This is a genomic window from Carbonicoccus niuqiaonis (genome assembly GCF_050157065.1).
Taxonomy (GTDB): domain Bacteria; phylum Actinomycetota; class Actinomycetes; order Propionibacteriales; family Propionibacteriaceae; genus Avipropionibacterium.
This window is the reverse complement of the sequence record NZ_CP189573.1, coordinates 645,030-657,565: the sequence shown is the minus strand read 5'-3', so window position 1 is coordinate 657,565 and position 12,536 is coordinate 645,030. Positions and strand designations below refer to the sequence as shown.

The 12,536-nt window shown below is 68.8% G+C and carries 11 protein-coding genes; 5 read left to right on the top strand and 6 right to left on the bottom strand.

The features are described from left to right. Nucleotides 1–49: 49 nt before the first annotated feature. A complete protein-coding gene (locus ACQBAU_RS02950; protein WP_465255247.1) occupies nt 50–922 on the top strand; it encodes an HhH-GPD family protein in 873 nt (290 codons plus the stop codon). A 147-nt stretch (nt 923–1,069) separates the two neighbouring features. On the opposite strand, the gene ACQBAU_RS02945 is transcribed toward ACQBAU_RS02950, so the two are convergent. From ACQBAU_RS02945 to ACQBAU_RS02935, 3 genes are all read right to left on the bottom strand, one after another. Continuing rightward, complete coding sequence (locus ACQBAU_RS02945; protein ID WP_465255248.1) at nt 1,070–1,468, bottom strand: hypothetical protein; 399 nt, start codon at nt 1,466–1,468, stop codon at nt 1,070–1,072. Between the two features lie 42 nt (nt 1,469–1,510). After that, a complete protein-coding gene (locus tag ACQBAU_RS02940; protein WP_465255249.1) occupies nt 1,511–1,777 on the bottom strand; it encodes an antitoxin in 267 nt (88 codons plus the stop codon). A gap of 86 nt (nt 1,778–1,863) precedes the next feature. Further along, entirely contained in the window at nt 1,864–2,751 is an 888-nt protein-coding gene (locus ACQBAU_RS02935; protein WP_465255250.1) for an EamA family transporter, read from the bottom strand. A 290-nt stretch (nt 2,752–3,041) separates the two neighbouring features. On the opposite strand from ACQBAU_RS02935, the gene ACQBAU_RS02930 reads away from it, so the two are divergent. The 4 genes from ACQBAU_RS02930 to ACQBAU_RS02915 all read left to right on the top strand — a co-directional run bounded on the left by ACQBAU_RS02930 (nt 3,042) and on the right by ACQBAU_RS02915 (nt 8,895). Next, entirely contained in the window at nt 3,042–4,889 is a 1,848-nt protein-coding gene (locus ACQBAU_RS02930) for a polysaccharide biosynthesis protein (protein WP_465255251.1), read from the top strand. A gap of 65 nt (nt 4,890–4,954) precedes the next feature. Next, nucleotides 4,955–6,223 (top strand): nucleotide sugar dehydrogenase, encoded by a 1,269-nt coding sequence (locus ACQBAU_RS02925; RefSeq protein WP_465255252.1) that lies wholly within the window; start codon nt 4,955–4,957, stop codon nt 6,221–6,223. A 2-nt stretch (nt 6,224–6,225) separates the two neighbouring features. Further along, the gene (locus ACQBAU_RS02920) at nt 6,226–7,599 is read left to right on the top strand and encodes a phenylacetate--CoA ligase family protein (protein ID WP_465255253.1); all 1,374 of its coding nucleotides are present in this window, start codon (nt 6,226–6,228) and stop codon (nt 7,597–7,599) included. 3 nt (nt 7,600–7,602) lie between these two features. Then, nucleotides 7,603–8,895: an O-antigen ligase family protein gene (locus ACQBAU_RS02915; RefSeq protein WP_465255254.1), complete on the top strand. Its 1,293-nt coding sequence runs from the start codon at nt 7,603–7,605 to the stop codon at nt 8,893–8,895. Here ACQBAU_RS02915 and ACQBAU_RS02910 read toward each other — a convergent pair. The 3 genes from ACQBAU_RS02910 to ACQBAU_RS02900 are packed head-to-tail and all read right to left on the bottom strand — an operon-like array spanning nt 8,840 to nt 12,506. Continuing rightward, nucleotides 8,840–9,784 carry an NAD-dependent epimerase/dehydratase family protein gene (locus ACQBAU_RS02910; RefSeq protein WP_465255255.1) on the bottom strand — a complete coding sequence of 315 codons (945 nt, stop codon included), beginning with the start codon at nt 9,782–9,784 and terminating at the stop codon, nt 8,840–8,842. The genes ACQBAU_RS02915 and ACQBAU_RS02910 overlap by 56 nt on opposite strands. After that, a complete protein-coding gene (locus ACQBAU_RS02905) occupies nt 9,781–10,989 on the bottom strand; it encodes a DegT/DnrJ/EryC1/StrS family aminotransferase (protein WP_465255256.1) in 1,209 nt (402 codons plus the stop codon). Before ACQBAU_RS02905 ends, ACQBAU_RS02910 begins: the two co-directional genes overlap by 4 nt. After that, complete coding sequence (locus ACQBAU_RS02900; RefSeq protein WP_465255257.1) at nt 10,986–12,506, bottom strand: tyrosine-protein kinase domain-containing protein; 1,521 nt, start codon at nt 12,504–12,506, stop codon at nt 10,986–10,988. Before ACQBAU_RS02900 ends, ACQBAU_RS02905 begins: the two co-directional genes overlap by 4 nt. Nucleotides 12,507–12,536: the final 30 nt, after the last annotated feature.

Here is a 12,536-nt window from a genome sequence, read left to right as displayed (position 1 = left end):
GCGATCCGCGCCGGTTCGTGGGCAGAAGTGGTCCCGGTACGGTGGTCCGGTGGATCGGTCGGCAGTCGTCCAGGCGGTGGTGCGGTGGTACGACCGGGCCGGCCGTGACCTGCCGTGGCGGGCACCGGGCACCACCGCGTGGGGTGTGATGGTCAGCGAGTTCATGTTGCAGCAGACCCCGGTGGCCCGGGTCGTCGAGCCGTGGCAGGCATGGTTGCGGCGCTGGCCCACCCCGACCGGCCTGGCCGCCGAGGCCGCGGGCGAAGCCGTACGGGCATGGGGTCGGTTGGGCTATCCGCGGCGGGCGTTGCGGCTGCACGCAGCGGCCCGGGTGATCGTGGCCGACCACGGCGGCCAGGTCCCCGACGACCACGCCGCACTGCTCGCCCTGCCCGGCGTCGGCTCCTACACCGCGGCCGCGATCGCGAGCTTCGCGTACGGGCAGCGACACGTCGTGCTCGACACGAACGTCCGCCGGGTGCTCACCCGGCTGGAGGACGGCCAAGCCCAGGCACCGGTCTCGATGACCCGCGCCGAGGTCGACCGGGCGACGGCCTGGCTCCCCCGGACCCGAACCAGGGCAGCGAAGTGGGCGGTCGCATCGATGGAGCTCGGCGCCCTGGTGTGTACGGCCCGGGCCCCGGGCTGTGAACGGTGCCCGGTGTCGCGGTCGTGCAGCTGGCACAGCGCCGGGCGCCCGGCCAACGACGGTCCACCACGCCGCGGGCAGGCCTACGAAGGCACGGATCGGCAGTGCCGCGGCGTGCTGCTGGCGCAGCTGCGGGCGACCAGCGACGCCGTACCGACCGCGACGCTGCTCGCCGGGTGGCCCGACCCGGCACAGGCCGCCCGGGCACTGGCCGGGCTGCTCGCCGACGGGCTCGCGGTCCGAGACGACGATCGCGTGGCACTACCCCGCTGACCGGCAGACCGTCCCCGGAGCTTGTCGAGGGCCCCGAAGGGTCCGCCCGCCAAAGCCTGACCTCGCCCCCACACCTCAACGCTGCCCCCGCTGCAGCAGGGGGCAGGGTGCTGCAAGAGGGGCGAAGTGCCTCACGAGGAGTTGCCGTCACGCCTCGCTGGGAAGGGGCTCCTCGAGCTGGCGGGTGAGGGTGATCACCCTGTCCGAGAGCGGCACCAGGTGCTCCAGCCCCGCCGGGACCGGTTGGCCGGTGGTGAACAGCGGACGCATACCGGCGGTCAGCTCGACCAGTGCCTCACGGGTCACCGGCTGCTTCTGCAGCATCGTCGTGGTGCCGAGGTGGTGGTTGTAGTCCTTGATCCGGCCCACCCAGCCCGGGTTCTCGACCGGGGACGGCGGCGAGTCCATCGCGGCGACCAGTTCTTCGAGGGCCGCCTCGAGCTCGCCCAGTTGAGCCCGCCGGGCGGCCTGGTCGAGCATGCGCGGCGCCACCGGACTGTCGTCGTCGGCGCCTTCACGTCCCAGCAGCCTGCTCAACCAGCCCATCGTCATTCCTTCCAGTACGCTCCCCGACCTTGTCGAGGGACCTCAGTTGTGTGGTGGGGGCGTCCGGTCGCCGCCACCCTCGTGTCCGCCGTCGTTCCGGTTCTGGTCGGCGAGGCGGTCGGCGGCGTCCTTCGCGGACTGGCCGGCGCGGTCGATCTTGTCGGCGTACTTGCCGCCGGTCTGCTTGTCGATGAAGTCACCGCCCCTGTCGATGGCTTGGTCGATCTTGTCGCCGTGCTGCTCGGCCAACTGTCCGGCCCGGTCCTTCGCCTCATCGGCAAGCCGCTTGGCCTTGTCAAAGATGCCCATCGTCGACCCTCCTTGGAAACGCGCTGTCTCCGGCCCGTCCACGGTACAGGGAGGCCACGCACCCGCGCCCGCCCGAGCCGCCGGACTCAACCGCCGACCTCCTCGGCCCGTGCCCGGGCTCGACGGGCACCCCGACTCGCACCGATGCTGGCGACCACGACCAGCGCCACCGCCAGCCACTGCAACGGGGCGAGCAGTTCGCGCAGGATGAGCGCACCCGCCAGCGCCGCGGCTCCCGGCTCCAGGCTCATCAGGATGCCGAAGACGCGGGGCGGGATCCGGCGCAGCGCGACCAGCTCCAGGCTGTACGGGATCACCGACGACACGAGTGCCACGATCAGGGCGAGCCCGAGCACGGTCGGGTTGAGCAGCGCGGCACCGCCGTCGATCACGCCGGCCGGCGCCAGCAGGCCGGCACCGAGCAGGCTGCCCATGGCGAGCCCCGACACCCCCGACCACTGCCGGCCCAGCCGGGCACCGGCGACGATGTAGCCGGCCCAGCAGGCACCGGCCAGCAGCGCGAACCCGATGCCGATCCAGTCGACCGCCACCGGCCCCAGACCCAGCAGTGCGACCCCCGCGCCGGCCAGCACCACCCACACGACGTCGAGCAGGCGTCGCGAGCCGATCACCGCGAGCAGCAGCGGTCCGCTGAACTCGATGGTGACCGCGACCCCCAGCGGGATCCGGGCGAACGACTGGTAGATGGCCCAATTCATCCCGAGCAGCATCAGCCCGTACCAAGCCATCACCAGCCAATCCCGGCGATTCCGACCCCGAAGTCGTGGCCGCGCGACGAGCAGCAGGATGATGGCGGCGAACGTCAACCGCAGCCACGTCATCGCCGTCGGCGGCACCAGGGTGAACAGGTCCTTGGCGACAGCGGCCCCCACCTGCACCGAGACGATGCCACCGACCACCAGCCAGGTCGGTGGGATGCGTCGGACGAGGTCGGCACCTGGTGTCGTGCTCATCGGGCAACCGGGGTCATGGCCTCAGGGTCTCAGATGCCCGGCGACGCGGACGATCACATTCGCCAGCGGAAATGACGATCGAGCTCGTCGAGATCCGAACGCGAACGATGCCCGGCGAACTCGAATTCCGTCGGCCGAGCTCGAAATCTGCCGATAGCGTCAGTCGAGACCCGAGATTGCCGAAAATGTCGACTCCCCTTATGATCGCCATTGTGTTGGGTTCCGTCGGGGGATGACCCAGCGCAGCTCGGGCCTGTGACCCGGGCTGTCCCTGCATCTGGAGTCGCCCCATGCCCCTGCTCCGCGAAGCGGTTGCGCCGCCGAGCGGTGCTGCCCCACGGTCCACCACCACGTCCGCGACCAACATCCTCGCCGCCCGCATGCTGGCGATCGTCTGGGACGCGCTGAGTTGGATGGTGGCTGCGGGCGTGTGGATCGTGGCCCGCTACGAGTTCAACCTCGCACCCATGCAGTGGCGCGCGCTGGTCCTCTACCTCGCGATCGCCCTGACGATCCAGATCGGCATTGGCGTCGCCACCAAGCTCTACCGCGGCCGCTACCGGGTCGGCAGTTTCGACGAAGCCTTTGCCCTGGCTTTGCTGGTCGGGCTCACAACAGTCGCCGCCGGCGTGATCGCGCTGACCGCGATCCCCAACTTCCCCCGAGGCAGTGCGATCGGGATCGCCCCGGTGGCGCTGGTGATGATGGCCGTCGCGCGCTGGTGCTATCGGACGTGGGCGACGACCACCCACCATGCCTCAGCCGATGCGCCCAAGGCGTTGGTGTACGGCGCGGGTGACACCGGTGCACAGTTGCTGCACCAGCTCGTACGCCTGCCAGATCCCCCATTCAACGTGGTCGGGCTGATCGACGACGACCCCGCCAAGCGGTTCCTCACCCTCGCGGGGAAGCGGGTACTGGGGACGCGGGACGAGCTGGTCGGCATCGCGGGGAAGCGGGACGTGTCGGTGGTGATCCTGGCCAACACCACTGCCGACAGCGCCTTCGTCCGTGACCTGAGTGCCGAGTTGGACGATGCGGGGATCCGGTTGGTCGTGCTGCCGCCACTGCGTGAGGTGATCGGCGGACGGGTCCGACTCGACCAACTGCACGAGGTCGACGTGGAGGACCTGCTCGGTCGGCACCAGGTCGAGACCGACCTCAGCGACATCATCGAGTTGGTCTCCGGCCGCCGGGTGCTGGTCACCGGCGCGGGCGGGTCGATCGGCTCGGAGCTGGCGCGCCAGCTGCACCAGTTCGGCCCGGAGAAGCTGATCATGCTCGATCGGGACGAGTCGGCACTGCACGGGGTGCAGTTGTCGATCTACGGCAAGGGCCTGCTCGACACCGACGACATGGTGCTCTGCGACATCCGTGACCTGGACGCGCTCGAGAAGGTGTTCGCCCACCACCGGCCGCAGGTGGTGTTCCACGCCGCCGCGCTGAAGCACCTGCCCATGCTGGAGCAGTACCCCGAGGAAGGGTGGAAGACGAACGTGCTGGGCACCTTGAACGTGCTCACCTGCGCCCAGCACCACGGGGTGGAGCGGTTCGTCAACATCTCCACCGACAAGGCGGCCGATCCGTCCAGCGTGTTGGGCCGCACCAAGCGCTACGCCGAACGCCTGACGGCCAGCTACGCCGAGCAGTACGAGACGCCGTACCTGTCGGTGCGGTTCGGCAACGTGCTCGGCTCCCGCGGCTCGATGTTGCACACGTTCCGGGCCCAGATCAAACGTGGCGGCCCGGTGACGGTGACCCACCCCGACGTGACGCGCTACTTCATGACCATCCAGGAGGCGTGCCAGCTGACCCTGCAGGCCGCCGCGATCGGTTCGCCCGGCAACGTGCTGGTGCTCGACATGGGCAAGCCGGTGAGCATCCTCGACGTCGCGAAGCGCCTGGTACGCGAGTCCGGCAAGCAGGTCGACATCGTGTTCACCGGACTGCGCCACGGCGAGAAGCTGCACGAGGTGCTGTTCTCCGAGAACGAGTCCGGTACCCGCAGTGGCCACCCGCTGATCCGACAGGTGCCGGTCGAGCCGATCGACCCGGACGAGGTGGAGCGGGCCTCCCGGTTCAGCGGCCATGCGGCCCCAGACACCTCCCCCTCGTCGCACGGGCGCACCACGACATGACCTGGTCGGCGATCGTCCCCGCTCACCCCCGCCCGCTCCTCACCACGACACCGAAGGACTGATGCATGCCAGGTGACACCGAGAAGATCGTGATCATCGGCCAGGGCTACGTCGGCCTTCCGGTCGCGATGCGGGCCGCGGAAGTGGGATACCGGGTCATCGGGCTGGACGTGGACGAGCGACGCGTCGCGGCCCTGCGCAGCGGCGTCTCGTTCGTCGAGGACGTCGCCGACGAGGCGGTCCGGTCGGCCATCGATTCCGGTGCCTACCTGCCGACCACCGACTACGCCGAGGCGGCCGACTTCTCGGTCGCGGTGATCACCGTTCCCACGCCACTGCGCGAGACGTTGCCCGATCTGAGCTTCATCGAGGACGCCGGGGCCGCCCTGGCGCCGTACATCACGCCGGGTTCGACGGTCATCCTGGAGTCAACCACCTACCCCGGCACCACCGAGGAACTGCTCATTCCCGTGCTGGAACAGGGATCCGGGCTGGTTGCGGGCAAGGACTTCTCGGTGGGCTACAGCCCCGAACGGATCGACCCGGGCAACCAGAGGTGGACCTTCGTGTCGACGCCCAAGGTGGTCTCCGGCATCGACGAACGATCGCTGAAGCAGGTGCAGTCGTTCTTCGACTCGCTGATCGAGCGGACGGTCCCGGTGTCGGGCACTCGCGAGGCCGAGTTGACCAAGCTGTTGGAGAACACGTTCCGACACGTCAACATCGCCCTGGTCAACGAACTCGCCATCTACGCCCACCAGCTCGGCGTCAACCTGTGGGAGTCCATCGACGCCGCCTCCTCCAAGCCCTTCGGGTTCATGAAGTTCACCCCCGGCCCGGGCGTCGGCGGCCATTGCCTCCCGGTGGATCCCAGCTACCTGTCCTGGCAGGTGCGACGCAGCCTGGGACAGAGCTTCCGGTTCGTCGAACTCGCCAACGACGTGAACGACCACATGCCTCGGTACGTGGTGCAACGTGCCAGTCGACTGCTCAACGACGACACCAAGCCACTGCGTGGCTCCCGGATCCTGCTGCTGGGGCTGGCCTACAAGCGCAACACCGGGGACACGCGTGAGTCCCCGGCCCTGCGGATCGCCGAGCTGCTGCGTGAGGAGGGTGCGCAGGTGGTGGCAGCCGACGACCACGTCGAGGAGCACCGTTGGCCCGTCCGCATCGAGCGGACCCAGTTCGACGGCGACGCCGTCGCCGCCAGTGACCTGGTCCTGGTGCTCACCGACCACGACGACTTCGACCTGTCCCTGTTGGACGATCCTGCCGCTCGCGTCCTCGACACCCGGAACGTGCTCTCGGCACCCCACGTGGTACGACTGTGAGCATGAGCGGGCTCGAGCGGGTCTATGACGCCGCCCCCGTGGCGGTGCAGAACCTGATGACCTCGGTCAAGGGGTGGCAGATCGCGTGGCAGCGCTACGGCGAGGTCTACCGGGAGCATCGCCGCTGGCTGACGGAGTTCGACAAGCTGTCGTACGAGCAGAAGCGCGAGCACCAGGACCTGGCCCTGGCCCGGTTCGTGAGCCACGCGTACGCCCGGAGTCGCTACTACCGCCGGATCTACGACGAAGCCGGCGTGGACGTCGCCGACGTCCGGTCCGTCACCGACCTGCCGCGACTGCCGACGGTGGACAAGGAGGACATCCGCGCCCACGCCGACGAGGTGCAGGTCGGCGAAGGGGTCGGCAGGACCGTCATCGTCCACACGGGCGGCACGACCGGCAAGTCGTTGGAGGTGACCCAGTCCGAGACCGACATCCAGCGTCGGATGGCGATCCTCGACCACTTCAAGCATCGGGTGGGGTTCGAGCACCGCAGGATGCGGCGGGCCAGCTTCGGCGGTCGACACATCATCCCGCCGAGCCAGCGCGGTGGCCCGTACACCCGGTACAACCACGCCTGTCGTCAGCTGCTGCTGTCCCCGTTCCACGTGAGCGACCGGACCGGTGACAGCTACCTCGACGATCTCAACCGCTTCCGACCCGACTCCCTCGACGGCTTCCCCAGCTCGATGTTGGGCCTGGCCCGTCACATGCTCGCCAACGACATCCGTCTGGCCCACCCCATGACGGGGATCTTCCCGACGGCGGAGACTCTGACCGACCCGGATCGCGAGCTGCTGACCGAGGCCTTCGGGGCGAAGGTGTTCAACCAGTACGCCTCGTCCGAGGGTGCACCCTTTATCACCGAGTGCCGTGCAGGTCGACTCCACGTCGAGATGTCCACCGGCGTGTTCGAGTTCACCGATGACGAGATCTTCGTGACCAGCTTCACCACCCACGCCACCCCGTTGATCCGCTACCGGATCGGTGACCGGGCGACCCTGAGCTCGGACCGTACGTGCGAGTGTGGCAACGAGAGCGAAATGGTGGACGAGATCTCGGGCCGGGGATCACAGTTCCTCTACCGCACCGACGGCAGCAAGGTGTACTCCCCCAACCTCGCCAACCTGCTCAAGAACGTGCCGAACGCCATCGTCGAGGCCCAGCTCCAACAGCACCGGGTCGGTCAGGTCGACCTGTACGTGGTGGTCGACCAGACCTTCAAGGACAGCGACGACGACATCCTCCGCGACGAGTTCGCGCACAAGTTCGATACCGCCAGCACCGTCACCATCCACCACGTCGACACCATCCCCAGCGAGACGAGCGGCAAACGGCTGTTCGTCAAGAACTTGGTGGACCGCGAGCAGGGCTGACACGTGAGGCGGATCGACGTACTCCTCGTGGCCGCGCTGGTGCTGAGCCCGATGACCGGACTCCGGTTCGGCAAGATCGGCCCGGCGGAGGTGCTCGCGGCAGCATGGTGCGTCTTGGCCTGCCTCAACGCCCGTCACCCGCTCGTCCCTGGGACGCTCGGCAAGGCGTGGGTGGTCTTCTTCGGGATCCTGGTCGCCGGCACGCTGCACGGCGTGGTCGTCACCCCGGGGTCGACCACCCCCACAGGGCTCGTCACGTGGGCTTATCTCGGCATCATCTGCGTCCTCGGTTACTCGGTGCTGCAGGGACGGACTGCCGATCAGCTCAACCGGCTGCTGGCCGCGATCGGCGGTGCCACGACCGTCTGGTTCGCCGGCCTGTACGTCTACAGCATCACCATCTCCACCACGTTCCTGGGCTCGCGGCTCTGGTACGGACAGCGTTTCGCCGGTGGTGGTGACAACCCCCACCAGTTGGCCGTCATGCTCAGCGCCAGCATCTTCATCAACTTCCGGGCCCTCCTGCTCGCCCGCACCGCCCGACAGCGGGCGTGGTGGCTGTTGATCACCGCCGTGACGCTGGTCCTCGGCTACCTGACAGCGTCGGCGACACTGCTCCTCGCGGTCGGCGTCGTGGCCGCCCTGGCACTCTTCTTCCTCGCCCTCGACCGCATCGGCAGCCGGTCGGGGAGGGTCGCCTTCACCACAGCGGTGCTGATGGCGGCCGTGGTGGGGGTCGCCCTGCTCTGGGACCGCGTCCTCGGGCTCGCGGAACGGTTCCTGGACAGCGACTCCAACGGCTGGGGCCGCCTCACCCTGTGGCTGGACTTCAACGACGTGCTGGACCACGTCGTCCTGCTCGGGCTCGGCCCCGGGACGTACGCAGACGGCGGCGATTTCGAGTTCCACAACAGTTATCTCGAGCTGGCGGCCATGTTGGGCATCCCCGCTGCCCTCGGCTTGTTCGTGATGCTGGCCCTGACCATTCGCCGGCTGCTTCGACACTGGACGTTGATGACCATCGTGATGGTGCTGCTGGTCTACGCCCTGCCCGGGTTTGCGATCCGCCGACTGTCGTTCTGGCTGATCTTCGCGCTCTGCCTGGCGCTGGCCGTGGCGCTGGATCGGCGCGACATTGCCGCAGCCGACCCGGCCAGCCCGCGGCGGGCCACGCCGACTGCTCCGTCACCGGCACACACCCGGACGGTGGCCGGCACCGGGGGTGAACCGGGCCGTGGCCTCAGCCCGCGAGCCGCTCGCGGAACCAGGCCGCTGTCGTCGCCACCCCTGCGCTGAGCTCGACCGGGACCACGTCCGGGAAGTACTGCTGGATCCGCTCGCCATCAGCCTGTGAGGCGCGGACGTCGCCGGGCCGGGGGTCGACGTGCTCCACCGGGAGGGGCTGGCCCAGTTCCTCGGCAAGGATGTCGATCAGCTCGAGCAGGGTCGTGTTCGTGCCGAACGCGAGGTTGATCGGGTCGGCGACGGACAGCCGTTGCTCGACCGCGCTGGTCAACGTGGCGCAGACGGTGTCGACATAGGTGAAGTCCCGGGACTGCCTGCCGTCGCCGTGGACCTTCAACGGCTTCCCCGCCAGCGCCGCCTCCAGGAACATCGGGATGACCGCGGCGTACGCGTGCCCCGACGACTGCAACGGTCCGTACACGTTGAAGAACCGGAACGCCAAGGTCGGCAGATCGTATGCGTGCTGGTAGGCCAGGACGTACCCCTCCGCGCCCAGCTTCGTGACGGCGTACGGGCTCATCGGCCGGGTCCAGTCGAACTCCGACTTCGGCAGCTTCGTGTTGGACCCGTACACCGAACTGGACGAGGAGAAGATCACGTGGCTGTTCGTTCGACGTGCCGCCTCGAGCACGTTCAACGTGCCCGTCAGGTTGGCTGCGTGGCTCGCCAGCGGGTCGTTCACCGAACGCGGCACGCTGCCGAGTGCCCCCAGGTGGACGATGGTGTCCACCCCCTCCGCCGCTCGCTCCAGGTGCGCCGGCTCGGTCACCGATCCCTCGTGGAAGTCGACGTCGAGGCCGTCGAGGTTGCTGCGTGCCCCGGTGCTCAGGTCGTCGAGCACCCGGACCGTGCTGAAGTTGCGTTGCTCGGTCATGTAGCGGGCCAGGTTCGCTCCGATGAAACCTGCGCCACCAGTGATCAGCACTCGCATCCAGCTCATCCTCTCGTCGTGGTTGTCAAGAAGTCGGTGATCGCGGCGATGACCCGGTCGAACTGGCCGTCATCGAGGACGGAGCCGCTCGGCAGGGTGAGCCCGCGTTCGAACAGTCGTTGGGAGACACCGTTCACGTACGCCCGGCGCTCCGCGAAGACCGGTTGCAGGTGCATCGGCTTCCACAGCGGCCTGCTCTCGATGTTGTGCTCGGCGAGGGCCTGTTGCAGCCCCGCCGTCTCGAAGCCCGCCGTTTCGTCCACCACGACGGCGGTCAGCCAGTGGTTGTCGTCGGCGTCGTCGGCGCCGCCGAGGATCTCCACACCCGGCACGGCCGCAAACAGCCTGCGGTACTGCTGGCGCCGCATCCGACGCCGCTCGATCATGGAGTCCAGGCGGGCAAGTTGGACCCGGCCCAGTGCGGCGAGCAGGTTGGACATCCGGTAGTTGTAGCCGATGTCGACGTGCTCGTAGTGCAGCGCGGCCTGTCGGGCCTGGGTGGCCAGATAGCGGGTGTGGGCAGCCAGGTCCTCGTCGTCGGTGAGCAACATGCCGCCCCCCGACGTGGTCATGATCTTGTTGCCGTTGAACGACACGATCGAGGCCCGGCCGAACGAGCCGGCGGCACGACCCCGGTGCCGGGCCCCCAACGATTCGGCCGCATCGGCGAGCACCGGGATCCCCCGCTCCCGCCCGATGGCTTCCACCGCGGTGTAGTCCACCGCCTTGCCGAGCAGGTCGACCGGCACGATCGCCGCGACGCGGGCACCCTCGCCGAGCAACTCGTCGATTGCCCGCTCGAGCAGCTCGACGTCCACGTTGCCGCTGTCGGGGTCGCTGTCGACGAACACGGGTTCAGCCCCGGTGTAGACGATGGCGTTGGCGGTCGCGGCGAACGTCATCGACGAGGTGACCACGACGTCGCCCGGCCGGACCCCGATCCCCAACAGGCCCAGGTGCAGTGCCGCCGTTCCCGAGGAGAGGGCGACCGCATGCTCGACTCCGACCCGTCCGGCCAACTCTCCCTCGAACGCGTCGACGTCCGGGCCGAGGGGGGCGATCCACCCCGATCGGATGGCATCCACCACGGCCCGCTCCTCGGCCTCGCCCACGTCCGGTGCCGACAGGAACACTCGCTGCTGGATCTCGGTGGTGGCGGGGGCGACCGGAGGTGCCTCGACGCCGCTGGTGGCGGAGGCCTGCGACTCACTCACCGAATGGTCGCCTCGTGAGCCGCGGCCTCGGAACGTACGTCCGTTGCACTGTGCGCCGGCCGGTGGTCCGGGCCTTCGGCCGACCGGCTGGGCTGCCCTGACTCGGAGCCCTGCGAACGCACGGCTCGACGCTTCGGTGTCGCCGCGTTCTGCACCGGCAGGTAGCCGTAGCCGTAGGCGGCGTCGTCCTTGGCCGGCACCATCGTCAAGACGATGCCCGCGACCGGGGCGCCGACGTTCTCCAGCACCGCGATGGACGATTCCAGTTGGTGACGCGTCGTCTGCCCCGCAGCCACCGCGACGATGGCACCCGACAGGTGCTTGGCGAGCACGACCGAATCGGTGACCGGCAGCAGGGGTGGTGCGTCGAAGATCACCCAGTCGAACTCCTCCTCGAGGGTGTCGACGAGCTGTCGCATCGCCTTGGAGCCCAACAGTTCTGACGGGTTGGGCGGCACCTGCCCTGCCGGCAGGACGTACAGGCCGCCGTTCCCCCACGACTGCACGGCATCGGCGAGTTCGGCGCGGTGGATGAGCACGTCGGTCAGTCCCACTCCGCCTTCAACGCCCATGTAGGTCGCCACCTTGGGCCGACGCAGGTCGGCGTCGACCAGAATGGCGGTCTGCCCGGCGTCGGCGAGTGTCAGCGCCAGGTTGACCGCGGTGGTGCTCTTGCCCTCGCTGGGCACCGACGACGTGATCACGAAACTGCGGGACCGACCGTCCACCTCGACGAACTGGAGGTTCGTCCGCAGGGCACGGAAGGACTCGGCGACCGGGCTGAGCGGATCTGCCTGCACGATCAGGGGGCGGGCCTTGGCACGCGGGTCGGCAACGATCCCACCCACCAGGGGGTGATGGGTGACCTCTTCGACGTGGCGCGCGGTGCGGACCCGGGTGTCCAACAGCTCCCACAGCACGGCTGCCCCGACACCGAGCGCCAGCCCGACGAGCAGTCCGAGCCCGAGATTCACCGGCACGCGTGGGCTCACTGCCTGCTGCGGTACGTCGGCCGACTGCGTCAGCGTCAGTTTGACCCTGCTCTGGCCCGCCTCGCCCACTTCGGGCTCGATCTCCTGCACCACGGTGGCCAGGGTCGCCGCGACCGCGTTCGACAGTGCGGCCGCTCGTTCGGGGTTCTCGTCGGTGGCGGTGACCTCGACGATCGTGGTGTCGGTGACGGCCGTGGCGCTGATCTGGTTGGCCAGTTGCCCCGGCGTGGTCTCCAAGCCCAGCTCTTCGATCACGGGCCGGAGCACGATCTCCGTCGTCGCCAAGTGGGCGTATGTCTTGACGCGCTGGAGGGTGTAGTTGTTGCCCTGTTGGAGGTCTGCCGAGCTGTCTCCGCCCTGGGTGGAGACGAACACCTCGGACGTGGCCTCGTACGCGGGACGTTGCGTCATGGTGACGACGGCGGCGATCGCCACACCGAGGAGGACGAGCGCAACAATGGACACCCATCGCTTGCGCAACACGCGCACGTAGTCGGCCAGCTCCACGGAGGCCCTTCCGGTCATCGCCTTACGGCGCACACATTACGAGGACAG